Source organism: Vibrio sp. B183 (assembly GCF_000740665.1).
GTDB classification, from domain to species: domain Bacteria; phylum Pseudomonadota; class Gammaproteobacteria; order Enterobacterales; family Vibrionaceae; genus Vibrio; species Vibrio coralliilyticus.
The window spans coordinates 389,615-413,396 of record NZ_JPQB01000004.1 but is presented as its reverse complement, the minus strand read 5'-3'; the positions used below and the strand labels follow the sequence as shown (position 1 = coordinate 413,396).

Sequence of the window (23,782 nt, the reverse complement as noted above, 5' to 3'; positions counted from 1 at the left end):
GACTACAAATTTGGCTTAGGTGTCTGAGCAGGTACATGTTTTCGTAGAATGAACTCCTCCCCTTTATACGAAAGATAAGGGAATGGATAGGAAAAATAGGCTTCTTTTTCACAGTTCGAACACGTATGCCGCCATTGGTTATCTCTTGGGGCTTCTGTTTTGTCTACTCGGTATACACCACCACTGCATCCATCACATTCAAACTCTACTAACTCTACCGTAATAGGTTTACTTTTCTTCATAATCAGTTAACAAAATCCGCTTTTTTGTGGTATCACTTTGTCTAATATTACCGTAAAGATTTTCTTTTTTTCCTCTGCTCTATTTTGAAAAAATGTAAATCTACTTAAATTCGCTTTCAAGCCTTGTCTTATCTAGCTTAACAAGACACAAAAGAGATCATTACAAATCCCTTTCAGATCATCAAAACAGTGACAAAAAACATCCCAGCCATTATTTATCAATGGCTTACAAACAGACACTAGATCTTTTCTGATCGTTATTTTTTCAATTTGCTGAAAAAAACTGAAATGCCTGAAATTCTATATTGGGCTATATAAGCCATTTTGAGAAGGCGTGCCCCACCCCGAAGCCCCTTATATCAAAAGGCTTTGCATCTTATCCGCTTGGCTTTCTGACACCTTGATTTTTCGTAACTCAAAAACTGTAAAAAAACTGATCGAAAAACCGCGCAGGCGGGTGAGGAGAGTGCGGATTTTGTCATCCGGTCGTTGTGTTTCGTCGCTCTGTGGTCGCTCTTTGCCCAATAGGGGCGTTGTTCTGGTTTTACCTTGATGCAGGCATAAAGAAACGCAGCCGTTTGGCTGCGTTAATTGTGGGCGTATCTGTGGGCTAACTTGTTTGTGTAATTGTGTCTAGTCGCCCTTTAAGGTTGGAACTATCCGAGCCATGACCACTAATGGTACTCGCTTGAACTGGTGCTTTAGTTGTTGCCGGGCCAGCTACTACACCACTATGCGTATGAGTCGCTAATGTGTCGGCAAGTTCTTTCACTACCTGCATAAGCTCAGACAGAAGAATTAAGACATTCTCTTGCTTAGAGCCTACCCACGTTCTTGGTGACTGCAGCCACTGGTGATCAGCTGCAATACTTCGGCGAACTTTGCCGATAGTCTCCACCAATTCGCCAGCAGTCGCGGTTTGCATGTTGCCCAAGCTGCCTAGCACAATGTCATCACCTGCTATGAAGTTAATTGCGCCTAGTGCTTCAATAAGCTTTTTGCCGACCACTTCTTCAATGCTGTGCTCATCAACCAAAATATGGTGCTGACCAAATTCACCACGATAGCGTTCTACTTGGTCTAGCTTTTCGAATGCTTTTTGGTTTTGCGTTTGGTCGGTTTGTTGGGTGGTGTTTCCTGCTGCATCAATTCGATTACTTACCTCTTCACGTTGCTGCTGCAGTTGTTCCCCTGGCTCTATTGACGGCAACGCATATTCACGGCCATAAATACCACGAATGATAGGTCTGTCATTCCGACCATATGCGAAAGCGATTTCAACCAATGTTCCCTCTAGAGGGTAAGACAGCAATCCAGATTCGTGCCCACTCATATGAACAGGCAATGGGATCGAACGGTAGACAGGCACATTAATGTCTGGGTTTAAGTTTTCATCAAGCACCTGAACATCTACCGCAAACTTTGGGCGGAATGGGTCAGCAACTTGCCCGGCTGTCGCTGTATCTCTTACTACCTCAACACGGCCAAACTTAGGCAAATGAAAACCTGCTGCCAACTCTGGGAAGTTCTGCAGCGTTTCGCGCTTCTTTGGTGACACTTCTGATTGCTCAGTCTTCCAATAAGCGGTCATTTCATCTTGAATCAAATCAACTCGATTAACTCGCTTGTCGTTCATGACTCTTCCCGGCCTTAGCATAGGGAACGGAACAAAGGTAACACTGTTACCACTTTGGCGACTGGTGAACTCTTCTGGCATCGGCATCGGTTTGTTGTTGAAGTGGCTATCTTGATACGAACCGAAGTAAACCACCTGATTGATATGTTGGAACCAAACACAGTCTGGAATAGAAAACGCCTTGCCGATCTGCTCTAAACATTGATAACCCGTTCCTTGGCAAACAAAGTTTGGAATCGTGGTTTTTATGTAATCAGCATCAGGCAAATTGAATTCAAGCCCTGTCAAATCTGAAAGAACGTCGATCACCTGCTCTGCGGTTGGGTGCTCTAAGCTAACCGACCAGCGTTTAGACAAAATACCAGCCAGTTCTTTAACCGTAATTTTGTGGTAGCCATTAGCTGCAGGTTGAACTTTGTCGATATACCCCTCAAACCAAGGGGCGGTTTTGTTCTCATAACCAATATCAAACCGAACAGATGCAATTTGCTCTGGTTTTTCCTTGGTTTCAACTTCGAAGATAGCCACACTACCGAGTGATAGCTTTAGGCTCACCATGTGACTAACCAGTTTTACTTCTTCACCACTGATAAACAGGCGTTTTTCTAGCTTCATTGCGTTGCTTCCTCTGCGTTATTCAGTGCCTGTTTTAGTCGGGTGTTTTCTCGCTGTTGCGGTTTGCTTTGCTCTTTGGCTCGTTGCTCTTTTTGCTCTGCCACACTGTTGTGCTCTCGCAGCTCAAAAGAGACATTCCAAGCTTGCAAAGTTTCATGCTCTCTCGCGTTGAGACGGCCAGTGAATTTCACATTGCGAATCTTTAGTGCCAACGCTATGTCGTTACCAATTCTATAAACCCGGCGTGTATTAGTGTCATCTTTGTCCGAAGCCAGCGAATACAATTGAGTGAGTGTTTCTACACGAGTGAAAGGAACGCGACCACTAAAGGTCAGTTTCTTGCCTTTATCGCCTTGCTCTGCCGTATCGGTACCCGATGATTGACCGCTCATGTCTTGGTCTTTTAACTCCATCGACATCTCAACTTTCATCGAGTCTAAGTTAACCGGCACACCATCGAGAGCTAACATAGCAACTCCTCAAAAAAGGTCATTGGTTCATGGCTAAGCAACAGACTCGCCACGGTGAATTGATGATTGTTTGGCGCACCTGCTTGGCTAATCTGCGTTGCGATACTTTCAGCATTGCCATTAACAGAAAAAGCGTAAACACTACCTTTTAGGTTTTTAAGTGCATTTATCTGGGCTTTGACATCGTCCAACTTACTGGCTCGTTTTGCTGCCAGTGCCTGCAACTTACCGATCGCATGGTTTGCATCATCAGCTAACGATTCGAGCGTGGCGATTTGTGCCCCCTGCCAATGCAAAGCGTCATGCAATGGATTGGCATTGCGTTTCGCCATAGGTTTAAAGCGAGGTTGGACGATTGCAGCAGGTTGGTGAAACTTATCGGTTTCATTGGTCACTAATGCTTGAGTTTGCCTAGTTACCTGACACCAATCTGGCAAAGGAAACACGGAAACAAGATCCGCCAACTGATTAGCGAACTGTGCTAATTGCGAAGCAGTCACCATAAGCGCGACACAATGAAGATTGCCATTTGGTCGGTACTTGTCAGTATGATCACGGAGTTTGCTAGATAGCACTTTGACTGCTGCCTGTGGGTTTAGGTAACACCCCGAGTCCAATTTGGTACCAACTTGAAACTGGTAAGGTGTGGCGGTTAGTACAGTGCCAGTTCTTAACAAAGATTCAAGATCTCCACGCAAACCAAGTAAAGCACTCGCTTTTTCACTTAAAGAGTGACGCCCATAATTGGCGTCACTTTCAAGGTTAGTTAAGCGGCTAACTGCATCATTCATCGTTGTGCCGATTTGGTCAGTTACCCGCTCAGCACTGGTTTGAATTGCTTGCGAACTGCTAGGCCAACTTAATGGGGTTTGTTTCCACATAGATTAGACCTCTGGCGAAGTCGGCCAAGGGTTTTCGGTTTGAATCTCTTCACGCTCTTGGACGGCTAAGTCCATCAATCGAGTGTATTCGGCTTGGTCGCCCATGTGCTTTTTGATTTCTGCTTCTTCAAGATACGGTCTGACGCGTTGGGTATATTCCATTTGACGCTTATCATCCACAGCTTTGTATTGCTCTTGATAAAGATCTTGTTCTGTTTTCAATCGCCATGCTGAACCATCTTTAACAAGCACATCAGAATAACCGCACTCGATTTCCTGCCACGTTTCATCATAGCGTTCGATGTGCTTAACCCCAACTGCATCGATGTAAAAGCAAGAGTAAACCGCCGCATCAACGAGCTCACCGTCAACCACTCGGACGCGATCTAGTGACAACGCATTTATCAAAGCATCCGGCACAGTCAACAAGTTAGGCATTGAGCCAGAGGCTAGATTGGGAATATCACTATTCGATTGAACTTGTACTGTTATCATGCTCTCACCTCTTGTTTAAATCGAGTGCCAATAATTCCCCCTTCCCAACTTGGATTGTCATCCATCGCTCGGTATTTATGATGAACCTTGTACCTATCAAGCGCTACTAGCATGACATCAAATCCGGTGAGCCCTTCACGGGCAGAGTTGTTCCAATCTTCAAAGGCAGCCAATGAGTGACCGTTAATACCAAGCAATAAACCCTCAGCTTGAATGGGCGTTCTTGCCCAATTGAACGTAAAAATTCGAGCAGGGTGCGTCGGGTTATTGTTTTCACCTTTCATCTGGTTTCCTGCATAAAGTACAGGCTTATTGATGAGAGGGACCAGCGTCCCCGCTTCAATCTTGGCAAGCAACATGTCGTCATAGGTACTATCAAAGCTCGCGTCCGTTTCTGCTTTCGATGATGGATTATAAGTCGCATCCGTGACGTCTTTTAACTTAAGTCCTGATTGGATAGAAAAGCGTAAATGATAGGTTTTCGACAAATCGAGCGTGAACTTAGTGCCCGTTGGATTGATTCGGTGTAATTGCCAACCATAAAAGTACACGGGGTTGTTATAAACCGTTAACTCTGTTCCTGTGAGCTTTAAACCTACCACATTGCCATCGGTTTTTATTTCAGGGTAAATCGGCAGTTTAAGATTCCCTGAGTGGGATAATTCTACCCAATCAGACCACACATTGTTTGCATTACTCTTGTGAAAAATCCGAGGTTCGTTCGCATTGCCGTAATCAACTGCTATCAGCGCAGAACGACCGTTTATTGTCCCCGTCACAATCACATCAAACCAATGACCTTCCAAGCCAAACGGCACGTTTTTCGTCGACGAATTAGTGTGAACCCTGAACTGTCCCGCTTTCGTCAGCAAATGAAAATCATCACCGGAAAAAACAACCCCTTTACCTAACCCGAATTGGTTAAACGCTTGGTGCGTGGTTAAGGGGGTCATCCAGTGATCGACACTCTGACCAGCTTCAGCAACCAGTTGGGTAGCTTTTAGCTTTGCTATTTCACCTTTAACACGCCAATCAACCACAGAACCGTCAGCATTGATTCCGGCCAGTTTAGCGACATAGTGCTGATTACCGTTTCCGTCCACATAATCGGTTAGCTCAGTTTCAGAAACTGCAATCGTGACTTTGTTTTCCCACACTGATAGCGCGGTACCTTGGCGAACGACATCCACATACAAACCATTGGGTTTATTGACTATGGTTTGAATTACTTCTTGAGCCAGTACACCACGTAAGCCACCGACATAAACAATACCAGGAATCACTTTGTATTTGTTCGGGTCGGCTTGTTGGGTAACGTCAAACCCATCAACAAAAGCCGTGTGACCGTAGTTATCTAAGCAGGCCAAACGGTGGTCTTCTTCGATGCCTTTTAAACGAGCTTGATAGTCAATCTGCCAAGTCGAAGCATCAACGGTAATTCCAGCGATTTGCGCGGCTCCGTCATAGGCTTGCACCAATGACTTAGTGCTAGCCATACCGTTTTCTTTGGTCTCAATGGCTTTGTGCACCACCATTCCGCAAGAATTCAGCACATTTTTGTCACGTAGATAAATCGCGTTAAAGGTGAACTCATCAACGGTACCGGGGATCACAACTGAATACGCCAGTGCGTTGTCACCAAGTTTGCCCACTTGGTCGATGTCTTGTTGGTGTACCCATAGCGAAACATCAGGCAAACCATTTTCACGGTTAATTGGCTGGCTTGGGTCTAGCCCCGGAATGTGCGCAAAAATCATTTCATTCATGTCTGGTGCATCACCGACACTAATCTGATTTTGCAAGTAACGCTCAAATTCGAGCGGGATTGCCGTTTGGCTCATTGGGTACCTCCCAGATACCTGTACAAATTTTTACCAACTAAAGGCTGGCAATAAATACTTGTTGTTGATGTTCGACTGGCTGCGGTTTCATGTTCATTTCAACGGCTTGTTTAGTCTCTGCTAGAAACAGGCTGAAATTGTGTGAGAACTCACCACTGGCAACGGTTAAGGTTGTCGGGAACGTCACTTGAAAACGGTAGCGGCGACATGTCCGGCCATACTGTTCGATTAGTGTTTGAACCAACTTGGTGTTATTGGAAATATCACCGTCTGTTAACTCAATGGTGCAAACGTCCCACTGCACTGCATCTTCACGTTCTTTAAACGCAACGATACCAATGCCCAACCTTTCAAAAATTCGCTTAAACCCTGCAACGCTGCCTGCGTCTTTGGCATTCACGGCAGCGTATTTCACTCGCTTGCGAAACAGCGAAAGCGGCTCACCCTCAAAACGTTTGATGTCTCTATCCCAAGCCATTAGCTCCAAGGTATTTTCGCTGCATGTCAGCGCATCCATTTGGCGAAGCGGGAACAGTAGCCAACCCCAAACCATTTGGAAAAATGCGAACACGCCTTTTGATAGAAAGTGCGGCTCTTTGACTTCTTCCGATGTGGTGCTGCCGTCTTGCCACCATGGAACAACCGTTTCCGGTAACTCTGGTGCATGTTGCTCTTGGTTGTAGCTTTGAGGTTCAGACATGGCTTACTACCTTACCGTTAGCGTCTTCAAACGTGGCTGCTCTAGATCGCTCATAATGTCCTCTTGAACCTTTCCGCCTACGGTAAACTTTACCGATTCGACCTGCGCCATATTGGTGTGAATTTCAGTACCAAGCAGAGAAAGGCTAAAGCGGCTTTCTGGTTTGGCGCGGGTCATTTCTGGATAAGCTGCAGTCTCACGAAATGCCGCCCTGATACGGTCTTCAACTTCTAGCAGCTGATTAACTTTGGTTGCTTCGTCTAAGTTCGCCACCAAAACAACATCGGCGATCACATCGTGCTCAGTATCTGAAATAGCTTTACAAGTCAGTACATCACCGTGGCCGTGATGCCCTTTAGCCATAATGTGGTCATTTAACTGGTCAAGAACGGGCTGTGGTGTTGCTCCGACTTCCATCAAGATCAATGCTTCTGCAGTGCCCGGTGTCACTTCACCTGTATTGTTGAAATAGATGTTATCGCTACGAATCCCAGCAACACTGGAAATAATGGAGCGGTAAACATCATCAATGTGCCATTCACCCGAACTGGTGAAAGCGTTCTGAATACGCAGTGCCAGTTCTTCATTGCTTTCAGCGTCTGCGCCTAGTTTGGTTATCCAGTTAGGTTCGTTAACCGCATCGACAATGCCCGGAATTTCCTCTGGAATGATATTGAAGTAACCTGCAGGTAAGTTAAAAGCTGCGCCTGCCTCTAAAGCTTCAACCAGAACGTTGCCCGTTAACTGCCCAGCATCAATCACGGTTTCAGCAAGCACTCGAACTTTATACACCACACCATCTATCGGCAGGGTTTGAACCAAGTTACCCGCTTCTATCGTGACAGCATCAGCAGCGTTCGCCTTGGTTAAGGTAATATTGCCTTGTGTTTTCTCTGCGTCTTTCGGCTCGATGTCGTGTTCCCAAGCTTTCAGATCTAAAGCCCAACGTTCTGCAGTTGCCACAAACATATTTGGCATAACATGTTCAGCTAGTAGTGTTCTGATCAGCCACACGCATGGCGTAACTACAGCGGCGCGAACCCATCGCCAAAACGGTGACATTTCAGAGTCGTTAGATACCTTGCTGCCAGCTCCCACGACTTCTTGTTTTAGCTTCGCTTCAAATTCATCTTCGGTAACAGGCACACCCGATTCACTTAGAATCTCAACAAAGTCTGCGTTTGGTCGTTTGCTCATGCCTCGTTCTCTCCTACAGAAAGTTCTAGATCGCCATATTCATAAGCGGTTGCCGTTAAGGTGACTTCACCCGCTTCTAGCTCTGTTGCCGTTGCAGTGCCGGGAACGACTCTCACATCACGCTCAGCTAACTGCTCAATCTGCACCATCACATCAGCGCGTAATGCTGGGTTACGTTCAGCAACCAATTGACGGGCCAAACCCGACTCCATAATGGCGTGCTTAATATCTTGTGCGATGCTGTATAAATCACTGCATTCGGCAGGCTGCTGACCTGCGTCCATATCCCAGCCACCGTCAATCACTTTAATGTCGATGTACTTCTTACTATCCGGCATTGAGTTCATCCCATTCGGCTAACTGATCTGGTGTAATTCCATTCGGCGTAGTGATGTAAACATCACCGTATGAGTTCATCTTGCTGCCTTGTGGTTTATGGGTAGTCGTTACGTTTTGAACCATGCTTGGAGGTAGTGTTGGCATTGCTCCCGGCTGTTTGTATTCGGCAATGCTGCCACCCTTACCCGTTGGCATTTCTGGAGCGTCGAACGCCATTGGCTGAATTGATGTAGGTGCGTTTCGCTCGGCTTGAACTGCTGCTCTCACTTCTGGCGTATCAACCTTGCTACCCAGTTCAATATCCACACCAGGGATCATGTTCAGTAAGTCAACAATGCTCTCAATCGCGACGGCAATAACATCAAACCAATCCGTATCTTTGAATGCTGCGGTTAAGTCATCCCACCAATAGATTGCAGCAGCCACACCGCCAATAAGCAGTGCAATACCAGCCACTACCCAAGTGATTGGGTTCGCCCATAAAGCGGCATTAAATAGCCAAGCAGCGGCAGTGCTTGCAATTGTGGTAATGCGTAGCAGTTTCATGATGCTGTTTAAGCCTGTCATGGTGACGGCCCAACCTGCAGACATCATTTGCCCAATACCCATGGCAAGCGATAGTGTTGCGACTACGCCTCCAAGGGATAAACCCGCAATAGCGACATAACCCAGAATTTCAGCAAGCCAAGGAAATTCATCAGTCCAACCTACAACGACCATTAGACCATCAGCCATTGAACCCACCACCGCATTAATAGACGGCAGGACAGCGCCAAAAACCGCAGCGCGAACGGCAAACCAAACGGCTTGAAGTCGTTCCCACTGGTCAGTCATCGCACTGGCCATCTTTTCGGCTTTTGACATGCCTTGCACTTGGCCAAGAGTATCAATGCTCCCAGCTAGCCCTTCTGTATCAGCCATAAGTAACTTGATCATGGCGGTAGCTTCTTTTGTGCCAAACGCTTTATCGAGTTCTGCAGACTCTGCAACTGATAAGGTGTCCCCGTACTTCCCTTTTAGCTCTTCAAGAATTTCGAGCATTGGAAGCATATTGCCGTGACTATCCGTAAAACTGAGCCCGAGTTCATCTTGAGCCTTTGCTACCCCACCCAAGAAAGCACGATACTTAGTACCCGCTTCACTGCCACTCATCGTCGCCTGCAGAGTACCCAAAATCGCCATTTGCTCTTCCATGGCGATACCTGCCGCCGTTGCATTCGCCCCCACACTGGTAAATGCACTGCTCATTCCTGCGCCTGTGGTCTTGAACATCTCAACAGATTGAGCGGTCATGCCAGCGACTTGCTTAGACCATTCGCCTACACCTATTTCATCAGCGGAGTTTTTAAATACTCCATACATGGTACCCATGTAGTCAGTGATGGTTGCTGTATCGGCTTTAGTCGCTGCGGCTAATACAGCGGAACTTTTAGTAATATCAGCAAGGCTCTCACCATCAATGTCGCCAAAAGCTGATTTAATATCGTAAGCTGCACCAACCATCTCTGTGGCAGATTTACCATATTGAACCGACGTATACAGAGCCGTTCTAGATAGCTTGGTTAAGTCTTCATCAAGAACACCAAGTGATTTCACTTCCCCTAGTTTTCTGTCCATTTCAATCGCAGGCATCAACGCATTTTGGATAGCAAAGCCAGCAGCAACCAAACCTGCGCCACCTGTCGCCATGTTCTGCATGCCTTGTTTGCCTGCTTCCATGGAAGATTGCACTTCTTTGGTAATGCCTTGTAATGGTTGGGTGACTTGGTCAACCAGTGCCACATGCATTAGTAGCTTTTCCATACTCATGCGTGATGCTTACCTTACTTACTAAACAATCGGCTAATTGCGCTCATTACTGCTCGCTCGCTGCGTTCGAACTGGTGTTTATCCAGCCAGATAGCGCGGCTTAAACTTTGTTCGTCGTCTGGTTCATTGGGGAGAAAATGACGACGCAGGGCAAAGGCTTGTTCAAGTGGGTTATCTTCAATCCGCTTTGCCCTGTCAGTTATTTTTTTAGTGAGATTTCAATGCCACCTTTAGAGGCATTACTCACGGTTGCATATAGCTCGATGGTTAAACCGGGAACGCTATCAAGCAAATCGATCAGCGCATCTTTCTGCTCTGTTTTAACTGTGCGAGTCAAATACGTATATGCAGGAGCCACTTTGTTATTTGGCATCATGTCATTGGTATAGTTATTCGCATCTTGCACCGTTGGTGTGAATTCGAAATCAGTACCACCGATAGTCACTTCTACAGGTTTTGATGTGAAAGCAGGTTTAGTCATGCTGCGTCTCTTCCTTTCAATAAGTTGTATATTCGATCAAAGCCCGATGCCATGTTGCGTTCCATTCTGTCGCCCAACTCTTTTACATCGTCTTTAGTTGCGTAGGTTTCAGCTACGTGGGTTTTGTGTTCTGCCAAATCTTTAGAAACGGCTGTTAATCGAGTGATAACCGCACCCACTACTACGGCAATCAGCATTCCTACTGCTGCGAGTGCAGCCACCCAATCCGCCATTTAGCCCCCTTTAACCGCTGTTTTTAGGGTGTTGAATGTACCTAATGGTGTTTTTCCCATAGACACTTGCTTGTCTTGCGAACGTTTATGAATGTTGATACCAAGCACTGTCAGCCCAATACCAAACAATGGCGTCATTGCTACCACGCTATTCACGACATTGGCTGCATGCTCTGGATAAAACATCATGACCACTGCAAGGCTCAAGAACAGCAATACCCAAGCGGCACACATCGAGTAACCCCAAGTTGGACGCCAACGGCGCACGTAAGGGTCATTGCTGGCAAGCTCGGCCTGCATCGTTGCGTGTTGTTGAGTCATAGCCAATTTACGCTCTTCACTCTCAAGTTTTGCATGTTCAAATGCCAACTGTTTGAGTTCAACTTCATGTTCTACTTCTAACTGTTTGAGTTTCAAAACGGCTTCTGGATTTGCAGCTAACTCTTGCTCTATTGCTTGCGGTGTATTTTCAACACCTAGAGCACTAGACACCAAACCACCTACAGCGGTACCAACAGGGCCACCAATTAGCGTTCCAATCAAAGGGGCAGAATTACCGATCAGCGATTTAACCTTATCCCACATAGTCAGTCCTTAATGATGGTAAGTTGCGCAGCTTCGCCGGCTAACTCTTTCATTAACGCATTGAATGCAGCAGTTGAGTTCACCACCGCCCACTCACCATTCACAAACCCAAAATCAACACCTGGTGCTAAACAGCCTTGTAACTCTTTAGGTGAATTAGCTTTATGAATCAGAATGTGTGTGCGTAAGCTTGGCCCTTGTCGAGTTACACCCAACGTGTCAGCTTCTAAGGCATAGCAATCGCCAAATCGTGGTGACTGATGAGGGAACAGACTATAGGTACCCTCAACAATGCAAGATTCACTGGGTTTGTTGTTCAGCATTGGGCGTTCTACAACACAGCACACTTTGCTACCGTCTTCACGGTGCAACGTCGAATACGTTCCGTGTTCAAAGTAGCGGCGTTTCATCAAGTACTTTTTCATGGATTAACCCTAAATTAGACCTTTCTCTGCTAGCTGCTGACAGCTAACGCAATACTTACAACCTGCGACGTTAATACGGCGCAGCTCTGGGATTTCATCACCACACTCGTGGCACTCTTCCGCGCTTTCTTGGTGGCCTTTCTGCACTGACCGTTTAAGTTGGCTTGCAATAGCAATTTCGGTGAATTTGGCTTCATTACTACTGGCATGGTCGATAAAATCCGGCATTCGTTATCTCTCTAGTTAGGCTTAAAGCAGACCGCGTGTGTCGTCTGAACTCAGGTATGAAATACCATTGATGCGGACAAAGTGCGGACTCGTCACAAAACCTTTAAGTTTGCGTTTGGTCTTATCACTGCTGTTAGGGTCGACACTCAGTAGATCAGAGATTTGGAGCTTCACACCAAACAACTCAACTTTGTCTTCATCGTCACCTGTATTTGCATAGAACATGCAATCGTGAGGCTTGATGCCACGCCAGCTACCTGCTTCACGTGCTTTTTGCTGCAACTTGCGGAAGTTGTTTAAATCCAACTCATATTCCACATCACAGCTAACTGCACCATGAGTAAAGCCCGTTGGAATCCCACGCTCTTTATCAACGGCTGATTCGTCATTGATGGTTGCGGTTGCCGATTCCACATGAACCAGAACACCCAGCATGTTTACGTCGAAGCTTCGACCTGTATAACGAGAAGTCATTGATTACTCTCCTAGACGTTGGTTAAGCATGATGCCGATTGTGATTTTCACTGGACATTCATAAGGCGTAACAGCTAGCAGAATTTCCACTTCTTCACTGTTAATCCAAGTGATGGTGATGTCTTCATCTTGTGGCGGTTTGATTTCACCGGGGAACTCGTAGTCACCAATTTTCGTTACTACCGCCATTTCGCGCAGGTCTTGGGTAAAGTAGAGTTTTGCGCTTGCTTCACTGCCCGGCGTTGAATTGAACTCACGATCAGCGATTCGAGCAATCGCACGTACACGAACTTTACGGGCTGCTTTCATCGCAACACGGATATGGCGAATATCTTGAAAGTCACCACCCGGAACATCTAAAGTACGGCCCGTTGTCCAGTACTGCCCCGGATAATCTGGGTACCACATTGGAACCGCAATTCGGGCGGTTTCCAGTGCTTTAAGGGTTGCCAACTCCAACGGTTTGCCGTCTTTATCCGTTGCTAGAGTCATGCTACCCAATACGCTGCCTGTTTTGACTCGTGCAGGGGAATCAGCAATAGACACTTCTTGGTTTGCTAAGCGGCCAGCGTAAATACCTACTGTTGAATTTTCTTTGTGAACTTGAGGAACGACGGTGATGTACTCACTTGCGATGCTGGTTGGTACCGCAACTGTCGCAGCCAACCACTCCGCCCATGTTTCACCCGTCACCGAATCATCATTGATACCCGGCAAGGTGCAGATCATGAACACTTCACGGCCTAACTTGTTTTTCAGTTCAGTGCGGAAAGCAACAGCATCTTCAAGCGTCGATGTGCCTGTATCTGGCTTATCAAGCACTACGGCTTCAAAGCTTGATGTTTCATTGGCTTTAAACACTGCGGCTTGCCAACTGTCTGCGGGGTCTAAGACGATCACACCTGCAGTCCAGTTCTGTTTCCCGTTTAACTGGGCGGCTTTTAGCGTAAGTATGTGCACAGGGTCGATGTTATCGAACGTGCTATCTGCAAAATCCGTGGTGTTGTCCACCATGATTAGGTTGCGCTCTGTTCCTGCGACTGTGCCGTACACAACAAACAGAAAGTGAAATTCAACGCCCGGAATCGGTCCGCGCATCATGTTCAGAATGTTAATAATGACGGTAGGCCATGCCATGTTTAGTTGCTCCTGTTTCGATTCAATTCCCGCTTGATAATCATTGCTGCCCGTTTGGGACTAATGCCTATCAATCGGCGTTCTGGGCGATCTACTTCCCACTTACGTGATGGAGTTTTGTTTTCCAGATCACTAATCAGTTTTGCGGCTTCAGCTACGGTCATATTCTGAGTAATGAATTTGAGCGTTGGCTTTTTGCCTCTCTTCTGCCTGCCTTGGGGCGGAAGTCTGTAACCTAAATCGCGTAGCTCTTTGGCTTGCTCTCTAGTTGCTGGGTCGGTTTTCTTTGGCTCTTTCGCTTTCTTGGCTTGCTTGAATCTCTGTTGCAAACCGCTTTTCTCCGCTTCACCTGTATGATGAGCCAGTGCTACGGTTCCTCGTCTTGAGGGCCAACCAACAACCAAAACCCGGTTATTGTCTTTTTGAAAATGCTTTAGCTTCTTGGTGAAGCCTCTAAGCATCTTGCGCCTACCTTTTTTGCGCTTTGACCATGATTTACCGTCTGGGTCACGCTGTGCGCGAATGTTCTTTTTTGTCGTCTTGGTGATGTATTTACCAAGCTCTTTAAGCACTCTGGCTCTGGCTTTTTTATCAAGCTTTAACAGCTCGAATTGCTCTTTAACTCGCAGATAACTGCGCTTATCTGCTCGTATCTCATACATTGCGAATAACTACATTTGATAGCCTTTCCGCCTGCCAAATTTCGTACTCTTCAATCTTCCAGCGTTGACCATTCCAATGGATTGGCCCGTCTGGGTCAGCAGCCACTTTGACTGGTTCTTCAAACATCACTGAGATCAGCACTTCGGCGTTTTTCTCATCTTCCAGCACTACATCTACGTCTGGGTCGTCTAAGTCTTCAATGTGAAAGCGTTCGGAATCGTTATCCATCAACCAAGCCCCAACATTCGCAAACAGCACTGCAGGGTCGTATTCTTTGAAAGGAAATTTGCCAAAGTAGAATTCAGCAACGTAACGCTGATAAAGCAGCTCAAAACCATGGCCCATGTGCTTGGTTTCGAGTTTCAACTCAACCTTGCCCATTTCACATTCCATGCGCTTGGCTATCTTGTCGCCCACAACGCTGATTAAAGATTCCTTTAGGTCACGCAGCTTGTAACCTGCTTGATACTGCGTACTCATAGCAAATCCACCGATGAACGGTTTAGTCCTTTCATATTTCGAATAATGCGCTGGCTTTCTGAAAGCAGTTCAGTGCGCACCTCTGCGCTTCTGTCTGCCATATGGTCGCCTTTATCCTTGGTATGAACAGTTGCAATGTCTGGTAGCAAGTCAGCTTTGGCTCTCGCAAATACTGCTGATTCGTATTGATATACAACACGGTTTTTACCAAGCATTTCCGGAAAAGCAGGAACATCGCGAGCAGTTGCATATCCCTCTTCCTGATACTTCGCTTTTAAGTCTTCAAGTTGCTTATTAACTTCCGAAACAGCATTAACCAGAGCAATAGCGATACGTTCTGAATCTTGAGCTGCAGGAATACCGCGACGTTTTTCAAAGTCACCGGCATTGATGTTCGGCCAAAAACCGTCATTGGTGATTTCTGTCGCTTGGTAATCTGAACCGGAAGATCCCGTAAACATCGTTATTCCTCTTTAAATAAGTGAGCCTCTAGCCACTGGGTCGACGGTATTGAGTTAGCCGATTGGCACTCTTACCTCACCAGCCGAGGCTCGGCGGCGTAGGAGTCTTTAAAGATTCTTGCCATCTTTGATGGCACGAATACGTTGCTCGATTTGACCAATCTTGGTTTTCACACCCACTTTGTCGTACTTGTCGTGAGCGTGTTGCAGAAGCACCAAGGCTTTTTCTAGTGTTTCTAAACACCCGATTGCCGTTGGTTGTGGTTGGCCCTCTTCATTTCGAATAAGGTACAAGCCTGCGAATCGGTACCACTTGGCATGAACTTCTTCATGCAATCGCCACTCTTTTTCGACCTTTTCAAACACCTTGCTGAAATAAGGTTCAATTGAGTGACCACGGCCAGATTCTTTTTCTGCCCACGCAAGCACTGCATCAGCGCAGACAGTCGGCCAATCTCGAAGGAAGTTGTCAGGTGTAGGCAAGTCCAACTCAATAGCTTTCAAACACCAATCAATAGCGGTTTCCATGTCGTTGACATCGAACAGCCAAATCACCATATTGGTAAAGATTGGATTTTCGAATACTTCGCCTCTTTCCAAATACGCTTCCACGTAAGGTTTGTGCTTAGGTACTAAAACGTCTCGCTTATGCTTCACTTTGTCTTCAATAGCATTGAGCTGTTTTAGGTACTTACGGTCTGCTTCAAAGTCGATCAGTTTGATGTGCAGGCTTTCGGCATCTGCACCGGAATTCATTTCCGATGCAGACGGGTTAGCTTGCTTCTCAAGAATTTGTTTGCGCTGTCTTGCTAATGGGCTAACCATATTTCACCCCTTATGCTGCTGGCGCAGGGTCAACAACCGTGACCGCTTCTATAGCAGCAAACTTGTGCAAGTTGCCGATGGCATAACCTTCCATACGTAGATAAGACGTTTCGTAACGTTTACGGTCTTCGACATTGCCTGACTTACGCCACTGGGTACCCTTCTGAGTAAGAATCTGCAGGTTCTTAAGGTTCGTCACCCAGACCATGTTTTTAGGGAAGAAAGGTGGAATGTAGGCTCTCTTGCCTGCAATCGTTTTAGCAAGTTGCTGCGCCGCTTTGTGTTCTGTGGGAACGTCGGCCGCTTCTAGCAATCGGTGTTGCTCTGCTGAAACTAGGTCTCGCCCGATTAGCACCACTAAATCCGCATCTTCAGCATGCACCTCATGAATGGTGGTATTGACCAGATCATTCACCAAGGAATCAAGGTTTTTGTAACTATCGGGAGTTTGAGCAGACGGGTCTAAAGTCGCAGCAGACAAAACTTGCTCACTGGCTTTTTCTTTCGCTATCGCCAGCCAACCTTTATTGACATCCTGCCCTAGCTTGTTCGTTGATGGATTGGTCGTATCTGCTGTCGCAGCGGTACCATGAAAGCCAATGCGCAATTTATCCAAAGCAAAGCTTCGAGTAATTGCATTGTTCATCAACTTAGACCACTGCCCCTTAGTGCCTGAGTTGGCCCAAATAGTTAAGGTAATCCAGTTGATATGCGCACCTGAGTCGGTTTCAATCAGTTCATAGGTATTACCCGATTGGGAGAGCTCAGCACTGAAGCGACCATCTTTAACACGGCCAGTGGTTAAGCCACTGTCACCCACATCAATCACCTGACCTTTAATCTGGTCGACAAGAATGTTAGAGATCAGGTTAAGGAATGAATCGGACTCAACAATCGCCTGCTGAAGCTTGGTTTCCATTACTGGAGAAATGTTAAACTGCTTAGCCGCATCCTTTACTTCAGCCGCTATGGCAATTTCTTGGCAGTACTCTTCGAGATACTCAGTAGATATAGCGTTCAGCATTTACACCACCTCCATTCGGGTTTCACCTGCACCTGCTGGGTCTGGCAGTTGTCCCGGTACTTCTTGTGAAAGTTCTGCGAACTTAGTTTCCAAACCCGACACTTTTTCGAGGATTGGATTGAGTTTGTCATCCAAAGCTGCAGAGAACTGTTCAACAGTTGTCCCTGTATTTACTTCCGGCTCTGGCTCTGGTTCTGGGTTTTGCTGAGAAAACTCTTGCTTGAGTTCATCTTTCAGCTCGGTTTTTAAGGCACTAAATTTTTTATCAAATAGTGCTTCTAGTTGCTCTGGAGTCACGTCAATGTCCTCTGGTTCAGGCTCTACAGGTGTGATTTCTGGCAGTGCCCCGCCAGATTGGAAATGTTTTGCCAAATCTGAGAAAAACTTAGAGATAGGATTTGTTGTGAAGCATTCAGACACGTCTAACTCTTCAAGATCACTACATTCAATCTTGGTCACTTCACCTTGCTTGCGTGAGAACTCAAGGCGGTCTGTTCCTGTAGATGCTGGGGAGTCAGTCACAGCTAGGCCCATCAGGTAACATCGCCCCTCGCCTTTGTAATCAGGATTCGGCTCAATAGATGTAAATAGCTTTTGTCCGTCTTGGTTAGCATCAAGCAAATATTGGTTTGGCGTAATCTTGGCGAATAGCCTCAACTTGCCGTCTTTCTTTTCGGCTTTTAGCTCTTCAACTACACCCCAGTTTTTACCCTCAAACACATTCCAGTGAGAACGTGCGTGTTCAGGCCAGATCATCGCGGTGTACTCAGATGTTGAATACAGCGCTGCCATGTCTTTAATCCATGCTGCAGTTATTTGGCGACCATCTACAGTGGCTCCATCAGTTGCAACAATTTTCCAATCACTGGTTTTGCTCATGTTTGTCGTTTGCCTAGCTAAATCACGTCAAATAAATCTCGGTCACGGCAAACAATACGCCTTTGAATGGGTGGTTTCAGCCACTTCAATTCCTAGGAATTCGGATTTAGCCCATATCCGAATTCATCCGAATTTCGGTTAGTCATTTGCGAGATTTCGGGGCGTATGATGCGCTTATGGCATATTCTCCCGAAGTACGACAAGCCGCCCGAGCACTCTATTTGAAAGCTTGGACGCCACGTGAAATCGCTACCGAACTGAACCTGAATAATGAGCGCATCATTTATTACTGGGCAGATAAATTCGGTTGGCGCGATATGTTGCGTGAACAAACTATTGATGAAGCAATAGCAAACCGCATTCAAACGTTGCTCGAATTGGAAGACCCAAGCAAGAACCAGCTAGACATGCTCGATAGGCTTATCAAGCATCACGCAGCTTTGAAGAAACAAAGGGCACAAGAAAAGCAGCAAGGTGAACAGCCTTTAAATGCTGGCAACAAAAAACACGAGAACAAAAGTAACCGTGGTGATCAGCAATCTGGCAGCAACTCAAAATCGAATAAGAAACGTAAAGGCAAAAAGAATGACATTAGCGAACTGAGTGAAGAAGACTTTGCCACGTGGCACGATTCGCTTTTCGCCTATCAGCACGTAATGCGCAACAACATCAAACAGCGTATTCGAAACATTCTTAAATCCCGCCAGATTGGTGCAACCTACTATTTCAGTGGTGAGGCTTTAGAAGATGCGATTCTAACTGGTGATAACCAAATCTTTTTGTCAGCATCACGAGCACAAGCCGAAGTTTTCCGCAGTTACATCATTGCGATTGCAAAAGAGTTCTTAGACATCGAGCTGACCGGAAATCCGATCATTCTCTCTAATGGTGCTGAGCTTCGCTTTTTATCGACCAACAGCAAAACCGCGCAGAGTTACCATGGCCATGTTTATGTTGATGAATACTTCTGGATACCGAAGTTTGACGAACTAAACAAACTCGCTTCGGCAATGGCGACCCATAAAAAATGGCGTAAAACCTACTTTTCGACACCCTCATCAAAAATGCACCAGGCATACCCATTTTGGACGGGCGATCAATGGAGAAAAGGCAGAGATTCACGCGCCAAGATTGAGTTTCCAACGTTCGAAGAATACCGCAATGGTGGTGTGCTTTGTCCTGATAAGCAGTGGCGTTATGTCGTTACTATTGAAGACGCCGCAGCAGGCGGTTGTGACCTATTTGATATTGAAGAACTGCAGGACGAATACAGCAAAGACGATTTCGACAACCTGTTTATGTGTGTCTTCGTCGACGGCTCTTTGTCTGTCTTCAAATTCACTGACCTCGAAAAAGGTATGGTTGACTCTGCCCAATGGCAGGACTTCAAGCCGAAAACAAAATCACCGTTTGCTGGACGTGAAGTATGGCTGGGTTATGACCCTAGCCGAACACGCGATAATGCTTGCTTAGTGGTAATAGCGCCACCTGCAGTTGCGGGGGAAAAGTTCCGTGTTTTAGAAAAGCACTACTGGAAAGGGCTTAACTTCCAGTACCACGTGAGTGAAATTGAAAAAGTGTTTAAACGCTACAAAGTCACTTACATAGGTGTTGATACTACGGGGATTGGCGGCGGTGTTTGGGACTTAATCAAGAAAAAGCACCCACGTGAAGCCCACGCCATACATTACAGCAACGAAAACAAGAATCGCCTTGTGATGAAGATGATCGACATTGTAGAAGCCAAGCGACTGCAGTTTGATGCGCAGCACAAAGACATTGCTATGGCATTCATGGCGATTAAGCGTGTACCAACCAACAGCGGTAACGCTATGACCTTTAAAGCCGAGCGAAGTGAAACAACAGGCCACGCAGATGCGTTTTGGGCTATTTCACACGCCATTATTAACGAACCGTTAGATCACGATACTCCAACTAAATCAACCTGGGCCACTGCAACATGACCAACACAACAGAAACACTCGTTACGCAAGAAGAACAACATGCAGAATCTGTTTACCACATTGACTCTTCGCCAGAAGCTATCGACTCTAGCAGTTGGATGACGTCATACAATGAGCTTTTTTATAACGAAGATGATGACTACTGGGAACCACCAATCTCGCGACAAGGTTTGGCGGAAACATCACGCGCCAACGCCTACCATTGCTCACTGCTCAAGGCACGCGCCAACTATGTAGCTGCTCGATTCATAAATGGTGGCGGCATTCGACGTAGACAGATGCAAGCGTTCTGCAATAACTACTTTACCTTTGGCGATGCAGCATTCTTGAAAATCCGTGACGGCTTCGGCCGTGTAGTTCGACTGTTTCCACTACCAAGTATGCATTCACGACGACGCAAAAATGGTGACTTTGTGTTACTTGAACGAGACAACAAACAGCGAGTATACAAACAGAAGGACGTCATATTTTTACCCCAAGAGGACCTGCAACAACAGATATATGGCTTACCGGACTATTTGGGTAGTTTACAAAGCAGCTTACTGAACAAGGACGCGACGCTGTTCCGACGCCGATACTACAAGAACGGGGCTCACATGGGCTTTATCTTCTACGCGACCGACCCAAACCTGAGTGATGATGACGAAAAGATGCTCAAAGACAAAATCGCCAGCTCTAAAGGTGTGGGTAATTTCCGCAGCATGTTCGTCAATATACCCGGCGGCCATGAAAAAGGTATTCAGTTGATACCTGTTGGCGATATTGCTACCAAAGACGAATTCGAACGCATCAAGAATATTACAGCGCAAGACATCTTAGTAGGGCATCGTTTCCCAGTTGGTAAGGCTGGCATTATTCCGCAAGGAACAACTAGCCTAGGTGACCCGATCAAGATTGGCAGTGAATACGCTAAAGATGAAATCATTCCCGTCTGTGAATTGATAATTGACGAGGTGAATAGCGACCCTGAGATACCACGAAGCATGCATTTATATTTCAATACAACGCTATGAGTGGGCTCGAAACAAATCGGTCGAGCTGTTTCTTTCATCAATAAAACCAATCGTAAGCCGTTTCAGTTCCTTATGATCTCTAAAACTCTGTTGATGAGGGAAGCACATGAAAAAGGAACTGATTAAGGACTCACCAAAAACCTATAAAATTGAAAGCGCTAAATATAGTGCTATGTATGATAACTGCCAAATTATTCTGCATCAGGAAAACAAAAACCATCGATTTGATAACTATAAAAACATATGTGATTCACTTGAATCGACTCATAAAAACATAGATGACGCAACAAGCAATAGTTCCTGTTTTTGTATCGTTCAATACGAAACCGAGAGAGATTCGTACATCGCTCACGGTAAAACAGGGGAAGGTCATGCAGAGTTTATGGCACTCAAATCTCTAGCAAAAATGATGTTTGATAACAAGGAAAAAGATTTTGACTTTTCAAAGGTACAATTTATATACACCAACATGAATAGCTGCATTGGGTGTTCTTATCTTCTTGAAATTTTAGGAGTGGACCATGATTGTATATCCCGAGTTGCTCCCAGTACATTCTCCGAATCAAAGTCATACAAGTTTCCCAAATCATTACTAAATACCCCCCTAATCGGCGCTAAAATCATAAGCGAACTCGAAGAGCATGGACTGACGAAAGGATCTGCAATATCAACTGAAAGAAACATCGGGGACAATGTTTATAAAAAAAATCATTTAGACGCGGCAATTTCAAATGAGAAAAAAACACTTAGAAAAAAAATAGGAAAGAAATCTCTTGCAGCTCCGCTTTCACAATTTAGTCATCAGAAAATTACTGTTCGCAAACCCAAACAACCCAAACAACCCAAACAACCCAAACAACCCAAACAACCCAAACAAGTAGCATCACGAAAGTCGGCCCGTATCAAGCAGAAAGATCAGGACAAGATTGAGATTGAATAGACACTGTACAAAAGAACAGCACTTATTCTATTATTGAACCGTCAGTCAATCAGTTAGGTCAATGTATGCGAGTTTATTGCAAATGTGGTGAACGCGCGATTGTAAGTAGAAGCATCGCTAAAGATGCCAATTGCGCAGATTTATCTTGTTCTTGTTCTAACCCAGAATGTGGGCATACCTTTGTGAGTTCTATCGGTTATCGCCACTCACTAAAACAGTCAAAGCTTCATTTCGGAATTGGTGCGACTAGTAAGCCGTCTTTGTTTGGTAGTCGCATTACTTGCGGTTGTGGCGAACGGGCGGTGATTAATAAAACCAACCGCCTATCGAACGATTGTGCAGATCTGTATTGTGAGTGTAAGAACCCAGCGTGTGAACATCAGTTTGTTATGTCTTTGTATTTTAGTCACACACTAAGCCCGTCATCGAGAGATACCAGTGAACTGGCTAACTGCTTAATCAAGGTGCTAAAGCCTGATCACCGTGACCACTTAAAGCAGCAGTTAGCTTTGTTTTAACCAATTCATTCTCGCATTCAGACCCCGCAACATGGACAGCTTTTAGCTGTCCTTTTTTGTGGGCAAGAATCAGCGAAAGTAAGAATAATCCTGTATCTTGATTCTCTTGATGGTCACCACTTGTATTCTCCGCCATTGCACATAATACAAATGCCTCCGCATTATTATGTAGTTCAGACATTTAGGCTCCTAACTGACGATTTTACTGTATATTAATACAGTAGTTTTTATCTAACAAATTTATTGTGGAGTTTTGTCGCCTATAATTTTTTGTAATGCGACGCTAACTCTTACCTAGCCTGCGCATAATACATAAGGTGCATAACCACAAAGTTTATGTGGATCACCATTATTAGAAACCTCGTCACCGTTGGCATATTAATAGCAATAACTAGTCAGAACTGACTTGAGAAAGTGATACTGTGCCACGAAAAAACAAAGCTTTAGAGCCAATAGTTGAGTATTTAGTCCAACTCAGAATGACAAAACGCGAAACCCAAGAGCAAATTGCAACTCAAACTGGGATATCGCTGTCATCCTATCAACGCATTGAACAAGGCAATCGAGACCCTAGGCTAAGCGAGCTAAAGGGGTTGTTGGAGTACTATAATGTAACTTGGTTAGATGTTGCATGGGCAGAGCTCAACAAGAGAACAGCAACTGAATCAGACTTGGCGGCAGCTATGAAGCATGTCCCTGCCCATATCCGCCAACCAATACTTGAGCTGATAAAAGCTGTTAGTGATTAATGATCAACTTCATGCTGGTAGATAAAATCTCTCATACAGGCAAAATGTTCATAAAGTGCCAGTCTTTCTTCTGGGTCTTGCTCTAGGGCAATAAACTCAGATTCTATCAGTCTTAGTAGTATCTCAAGTTTCATGTTTTTGTAGCTCATTTGCTCTCCTCTCATCGGTTTAGTACTCACAATACTCAGACGCACGTAAGGCAAAGTTCTGACCATATTTCCGCCAAAAATGCGGTTAACTTTTCCAAGTTATCACGGCTTTTAAATTTCCAAAGCTTGCCGTCACAGCTGGGGCTAGCGAGTTGATAAACACCATACACACCTCAAAACTAACCTAGCGAATCTCGGCTACGATTTGAAAAAGGCGCAATAGTGCTTAAACAAAAAATGACTTTGGGGAGATGAGAAAGGAGGGTGTATTTATAGTGCCAATTCTAACTTTACTGTCAACTGCAATAAAAATGCGCCGCGTAAACATG

At 45.5% G+C, this 23,782-nt stretch carries 31 protein-coding genes; 5 read left to right on the top strand and 26 right to left on the bottom strand.

Going from position 1 to position 23,782, the window contains the following annotated elements:
- Positions 1–2: 2 nt before the first annotated feature.
- The 24 genes from IX95_RS26220 to IX95_RS04885 form a co-directional block, all read right to left on the bottom strand.
- On the bottom strand, positions 3–242 hold the full coding sequence (locus IX95_RS26220) for a hypothetical protein (RefSeq protein WP_152562002.1): 240 nt from the start codon (positions 240–242) through the stop codon (positions 3–5).
- 610 nt (positions 243–852) lie between these two features.
- Positions 853–2,493 (bottom strand): hypothetical protein, encoded by a 1,641-nt coding sequence (locus tag IX95_RS04990; protein WP_038157331.1) that lies wholly within the window; start codon positions 2,491–2,493, stop codon positions 853–855.
- The gene (locus IX95_RS04985) at positions 2,490–2,963 is read right to left on the bottom strand and encodes a baseplate complex protein (protein WP_038157329.1); all 474 of its coding nucleotides are present in this window, start codon (positions 2,961–2,963) and stop codon (positions 2,490–2,492) included. The genes IX95_RS04990 and IX95_RS04985 overlap by 4 nt, the downstream gene beginning before the upstream one ends.
- Entirely contained in the window at positions 2,957–3,844 is an 888-nt protein-coding gene (locus tag IX95_RS04980; RefSeq protein WP_038157327.1) for a hypothetical protein, read from the bottom strand. The genes IX95_RS04985 and IX95_RS04980 overlap by 7 nt, the downstream gene beginning before the upstream one ends.
- 3 nt (positions 3,845–3,847) lie before the next feature.
- Positions 3,848–4,339 carry a hypothetical protein gene (locus tag IX95_RS25675; protein WP_051912467.1) on the bottom strand — a complete coding sequence of 164 codons (492 nt, stop codon included), beginning with the start codon at positions 4,337–4,339 and terminating at the stop codon, positions 3,848–3,850.
- Positions 4,336–6,180, bottom strand: coding sequence for a phage tail-collar fiber domain-containing protein (locus IX95_RS26795; protein WP_235202582.1), 1,845 nt, complete (start codon positions 6,178–6,180; stop codon positions 4,336–4,338). The genes IX95_RS25675 and IX95_RS26795 overlap by 4 nt, the downstream gene beginning before the upstream one ends.
- Before the next feature lie 37 nt (positions 6,181–6,217).
- Positions 6,218–6,880 (bottom strand): phage tail protein, encoded by a 663-nt coding sequence (locus IX95_RS04965; RefSeq protein WP_038157322.1) that lies wholly within the window; start codon positions 6,878–6,880, stop codon positions 6,218–6,220.
- Between the two features lie 6 nt (positions 6,881–6,886).
- Positions 6,887–8,077, bottom strand: coding sequence for a baseplate J/gp47 family protein (locus tag IX95_RS04960; RefSeq protein ID WP_038157319.1), 1,191 nt, complete (start codon positions 8,075–8,077; stop codon positions 6,887–6,889).
- On the bottom strand, positions 8,074–8,415 hold the full coding sequence (locus IX95_RS04955; protein WP_038157316.1) for a DUF2590 family protein: 342 nt from the start codon (positions 8,413–8,415) through the stop codon (positions 8,074–8,076). Before IX95_RS04955 ends, IX95_RS04960 begins: the two co-directional genes overlap by 4 nt.
- Positions 8,405–10,225, bottom strand: coding sequence for a phage tail tape measure protein (locus IX95_RS04950; RefSeq protein WP_038157314.1), 1,821 nt, complete (start codon positions 10,223–10,225; stop codon positions 8,405–8,407). Before IX95_RS04950 ends, IX95_RS04955 begins: the two co-directional genes overlap by 11 nt.
- 14 nt (positions 10,226–10,239) lie before the next feature.
- Positions 10,240–10,374 carry a DUF6890 family protein gene (locus IX95_RS27050; protein ID WP_443082992.1) on the bottom strand — a complete coding sequence of 45 codons (135 nt, stop codon included), beginning with the start codon at positions 10,372–10,374 and terminating at the stop codon, positions 10,240–10,242.
- Between the two features lie 50 nt (positions 10,375–10,424).
- Positions 10,425–10,706, bottom strand: a complete 282-nt coding sequence (locus IX95_RS04945; protein ID WP_038157312.1) for a putative phage tail assembly chaperone — start codon at positions 10,704–10,706, stop codon at positions 10,425–10,427.
- On the bottom strand, positions 10,703–10,939 hold the full coding sequence (locus IX95_RS04940) for a hypothetical protein (protein ID WP_038157310.1): 237 nt from the start codon (positions 10,937–10,939) through the stop codon (positions 10,703–10,705). The genes IX95_RS04945 and IX95_RS04940 overlap by 4 nt, the downstream gene beginning before the upstream one ends.
- Complete coding sequence (locus IX95_RS04935; protein ID WP_038157308.1) at positions 10,940–11,524, bottom strand: 3TM-type holin; 585 nt, start codon at positions 11,522–11,524, stop codon at positions 10,940–10,942.
- Between the two features lie 2 nt (positions 11,525–11,526).
- The gene (locus tag IX95_RS04930) at positions 11,527–11,949 is read right to left on the bottom strand and encodes a DUF5675 family protein (RefSeq protein WP_038157305.1); all 423 of its coding nucleotides are present in this window, start codon (positions 11,947–11,949) and stop codon (positions 11,527–11,529) included.
- Positions 11,950–11,958: 9 nt separating this feature from the next.
- Positions 11,959–12,177 (bottom strand): TraR/DksA C4-type zinc finger protein, encoded by a 219-nt coding sequence (locus IX95_RS04925; protein WP_038157304.1) that lies wholly within the window; start codon positions 12,175–12,177, stop codon positions 11,959–11,961.
- Positions 12,178–12,198: 21 nt separating this feature from the next.
- Entirely contained in the window at positions 12,199–12,651 is a 453-nt protein-coding gene (locus IX95_RS04920) for a phage protein (protein ID WP_038157303.1), read from the bottom strand.
- 3 nt (positions 12,652–12,654) lie between these two features.
- Positions 12,655–13,788, bottom strand: a complete 1,134-nt coding sequence (locus IX95_RS04915) for a DUF2586 domain-containing protein (RefSeq protein ID WP_038157300.1) — start codon at positions 13,786–13,788, stop codon at positions 12,655–12,657.
- A 2-nt stretch (positions 13,789–13,790) separates the two neighbouring features.
- On the bottom strand, positions 13,791–14,450 hold the full coding sequence (locus IX95_RS04910; RefSeq protein WP_038157299.1) for a phage virion morphogenesis protein: 660 nt from the start codon (positions 14,448–14,450) through the stop codon (positions 13,791–13,793).
- The gene (locus IX95_RS04905) at positions 14,443–14,931 is read right to left on the bottom strand and encodes a phage tail protein (protein WP_038157297.1); all 489 of its coding nucleotides are present in this window, start codon (positions 14,929–14,931) and stop codon (positions 14,443–14,445) included. Before IX95_RS04905 ends, IX95_RS04910 begins: the two co-directional genes overlap by 8 nt.
- Entirely contained in the window at positions 14,928–15,392 is a 465-nt protein-coding gene (locus IX95_RS04900) for a head completion/stabilization protein (protein ID WP_038157295.1), read from the bottom strand. The genes IX95_RS04905 and IX95_RS04900 overlap by 4 nt, the downstream gene beginning before the upstream one ends.
- A 108-nt stretch (positions 15,393–15,500) precedes the next feature.
- Positions 15,501–16,217 carry a phage terminase small subunit gene (gene gpM, locus IX95_RS04895; RefSeq protein ID WP_038157293.1) on the bottom strand — a complete coding sequence of 239 codons (717 nt, stop codon included), beginning with the start codon at positions 16,215–16,217 and terminating at the stop codon, positions 15,501–15,503.
- 10 nt (positions 16,218–16,227) lie between these two features.
- Positions 16,228–17,241 carry a phage major capsid protein, P2 family gene (locus IX95_RS04890; RefSeq protein WP_038157289.1) on the bottom strand — a complete coding sequence of 338 codons (1,014 nt, stop codon included), beginning with the start codon at positions 17,239–17,241 and terminating at the stop codon, positions 16,228–16,230.
- Positions 17,242–18,120, bottom strand: coding sequence for a GPO family capsid scaffolding protein (locus tag IX95_RS04885; RefSeq protein ID WP_038157286.1), 879 nt, complete (start codon positions 18,118–18,120; stop codon positions 17,242–17,244). It lies immediately after the preceding gene.
- Between the two features lie 176 nt (positions 18,121–18,296).
- On the opposite strand from IX95_RS04885, the gene IX95_RS04880 reads away from it, so the two are divergent.
- The 4 genes from IX95_RS04880 (at position 18,297) to IX95_RS27045 (ending at position 22,555) form a co-directional block, all read left to right on the top strand.
- On the top strand, positions 18,297–20,084 hold the full coding sequence (locus IX95_RS04880; RefSeq protein WP_038157283.1) for a terminase large subunit domain-containing protein: 1,788 nt from the start codon (positions 18,297–18,299) through the stop codon (positions 20,082–20,084).
- Positions 20,081–21,097 carry a phage portal protein gene (locus tag IX95_RS04875; RefSeq protein WP_038157279.1) on the top strand — a complete coding sequence of 339 codons (1,017 nt, stop codon included), beginning with the start codon at positions 20,081–20,083 and terminating at the stop codon, positions 21,095–21,097. The genes IX95_RS04880 and IX95_RS04875 overlap by 4 nt, the downstream gene beginning before the upstream one ends.
- Before the next feature lie 106 nt (positions 21,098–21,203).
- Entirely contained in the window at positions 21,204–22,037 is an 834-nt protein-coding gene (locus IX95_RS26495) for a hypothetical protein (RefSeq protein ID WP_038157276.1), read from the top strand.
- Between the two features lie 65 nt (positions 22,038–22,102).
- Entirely contained in the window at positions 22,103–22,555 is a 453-nt protein-coding gene (locus tag IX95_RS27045) for an ogr/Delta-like zinc finger family protein (protein ID WP_081885402.1), read from the top strand.
- Here the strand turns inward: IX95_RS27045 and IX95_RS26215 are convergent.
- Positions 22,497–22,736, bottom strand: a complete 240-nt coding sequence (locus IX95_RS26215; protein ID WP_038157274.1) for a hypothetical protein — start codon at positions 22,734–22,736, stop codon at positions 22,497–22,499. The genes IX95_RS27045 and IX95_RS26215 overlap by 59 nt on opposite strands.
- Positions 22,737–22,977: 241 nt before the next feature.
- On the opposite strand from IX95_RS26215, the gene IX95_RS25670 reads away from it, so the two are divergent.
- Complete coding sequence (locus tag IX95_RS25670; RefSeq protein WP_051912465.1) at positions 22,978–23,304, top strand: helix-turn-helix domain-containing protein; 327 nt, start codon at positions 22,978–22,980, stop codon at positions 23,302–23,304.
- On the opposite strand, the gene IX95_RS26490 is transcribed toward IX95_RS25670, so the two are convergent.
- A complete protein-coding gene (locus IX95_RS26490) occupies positions 23,301–23,453 on the bottom strand; it encodes a hypothetical protein (protein WP_160174993.1) in 153 nt (50 codons plus the stop codon). The two genes, IX95_RS25670 and IX95_RS26490, sit on opposite strands and share 4 nt — an antisense overlap.
- Positions 23,454–23,782: the final 329 nt, after the last annotated feature.

Bases quoted from the DNA above. Each gene is read 5' to 3' on its own strand.
- IX95_RS26220 (WP_152562002.1), bottom strand. From the start codon at position 242: ATGAAGAAAAGTAAACCTATTACGGTAGAGTTAGTAGAGTTTGAATGT.
- IX95_RS04990 (WP_038157331.1), bottom strand. From the start codon at position 2,493: ATGAAGCTAGAAAAACGCCTGTTTATCAGTGGTGAAGAAGTAAAACTG.
- IX95_RS04985 (WP_038157329.1), bottom strand. From the start codon at position 2,963: ATGTTAGCTCTCGATGGTGTGCCGGTTAACTTAGACTCGATGAAAGTT.
- IX95_RS04980 (WP_038157327.1), bottom strand. From the start codon at position 3,844: ATGTGGAAACAAACCCCATTAAGTTGGCCTAGCAGTTCGCAAGCAATT.
- IX95_RS25675 (WP_051912467.1), bottom strand. From the start codon at position 4,339: ATGATAACAGTACAAGTTCAATCGAATAGTGATATTCCCAATCTAGCC.
- IX95_RS26795 (WP_235202582.1), bottom strand. From the start codon at position 6,180: ATGAGCCAAACGGCAATCCCGCTCGAATTTGAGCGTTACTTGCAAAAT.
- IX95_RS04965 (WP_038157322.1), bottom strand. From the start codon at position 6,880: ATGTCTGAACCTCAAAGCTACAACCAAGAGCAACATGCACCAGAGTTA.
- IX95_RS04960 (WP_038157319.1), bottom strand. From the start codon at position 8,077: ATGAGCAAACGACCAAACGCAGACTTTGTTGAGATTCTAAGTGAATCG.
- IX95_RS04955 (WP_038157316.1), bottom strand. From the start codon at position 8,415: ATGCCGGATAGTAAGAAGTACATCGACATTAAAGTGATTGACGGTGGC.
- IX95_RS04950 (WP_038157314.1), bottom strand. From the start codon at position 10,225: ATGAGTATGGAAAAGCTACTAATGCATGTGGCACTGGTTGACCAAGTC.
- IX95_RS04945 (WP_038157312.1), bottom strand. From the start codon at position 10,706: ATGACTAAACCTGCTTTCACATCAAAACCTGTAGAAGTGACTATCGGT.
- IX95_RS04940 (WP_038157310.1), bottom strand. From the start codon at position 10,939: ATGGCGGATTGGGTGGCTGCACTCGCAGCAGTAGGAATGCTGATTGCC.
- IX95_RS04935 (WP_038157308.1), bottom strand. From the start codon at position 11,524: ATGTGGGATAAGGTTAAATCGCTGATCGGTAATTCTGCCCCTTTGATT.
- IX95_RS04930 (WP_038157305.1), bottom strand. From the start codon at position 11,949: ATGAAAAAGTACTTGATGAAACGCCGCTACTTTGAACACGGAACGTAT.
- IX95_RS04925 (WP_038157304.1), bottom strand. From the start codon at position 12,177: ATGCCGGATTTTATCGACCATGCCAGTAGTAATGAAGCCAAATTCACC.
- IX95_RS04920 (WP_038157303.1), bottom strand. From the start codon at position 12,651: ATGACTTCTCGTTATACAGGTCGAAGCTTCGACGTAAACATGCTGGGT.
- IX95_RS04915 (WP_038157300.1), bottom strand. From the start codon at position 13,788: ATGGCATGGCCTACCGTCATTATTAACATTCTGAACATGATGCGCGGA.
- IX95_RS04910 (WP_038157299.1), bottom strand. From the start codon at position 14,450: ATGTATGAGATACGAGCAGATAAGCGCAGTTATCTGCGAGTTAAAGAG.
- IX95_RS04905 (WP_038157297.1), bottom strand. From the start codon at position 14,931: ATGAGTACGCAGTATCAAGCAGGTTACAAGCTGCGTGACCTAAAGGAA.
- IX95_RS04900 (WP_038157295.1), bottom strand. From the start codon at position 15,392: ATGTTTACGGGATCTTCCGGTTCAGATTACCAAGCGACAGAAATCACC.
- gpM (WP_038157293.1), bottom strand. From the start codon at position 16,217: ATGGTTAGCCCATTAGCAAGACAGCGCAAACAAATTCTTGAGAAGCAA.
- IX95_RS04890 (WP_038157289.1), bottom strand. From the start codon at position 17,241: ATGCTGAACGCTATATCTACTGAGTATCTCGAAGAGTACTGCCAAGAA.
- IX95_RS04885 (WP_038157286.1), bottom strand. From the start codon at position 18,120: ATGAGCAAAACCAGTGATTGGAAAATTGTTGCAACTGATGGAGCCACT.
- IX95_RS04880 (WP_038157283.1), top strand. From the start codon at position 18,297: ATGGCATATTCTCCCGAAGTACGACAAGCCGCCCGAGCACTCTATTTG.
- IX95_RS04875 (WP_038157279.1), top strand. From the start codon at position 20,081: ATGACCAACACAACAGAAACACTCGTTACGCAAGAAGAACAACATGCA.
- IX95_RS26495 (WP_038157276.1), top strand. From the start codon at position 21,204: ATGAAAAAGGAACTGATTAAGGACTCACCAAAAACCTATAAAATTGAA.
- IX95_RS27045 (WP_081885402.1), top strand. From the start codon at position 22,103: ATGCGAGTTTATTGCAAATGTGGTGAACGCGCGATTGTAAGTAGAAGC.
- IX95_RS26215 (WP_038157274.1), bottom strand. From the start codon at position 22,736: ATGTCTGAACTACATAATAATGCGGAGGCATTTGTATTATGTGCAATG.
- IX95_RS26490 (WP_160174993.1), bottom strand. From the start codon at position 23,453: ATGAGCTACAAAAACATGAAACTTGAGATACTACTAAGACTGATAGAA.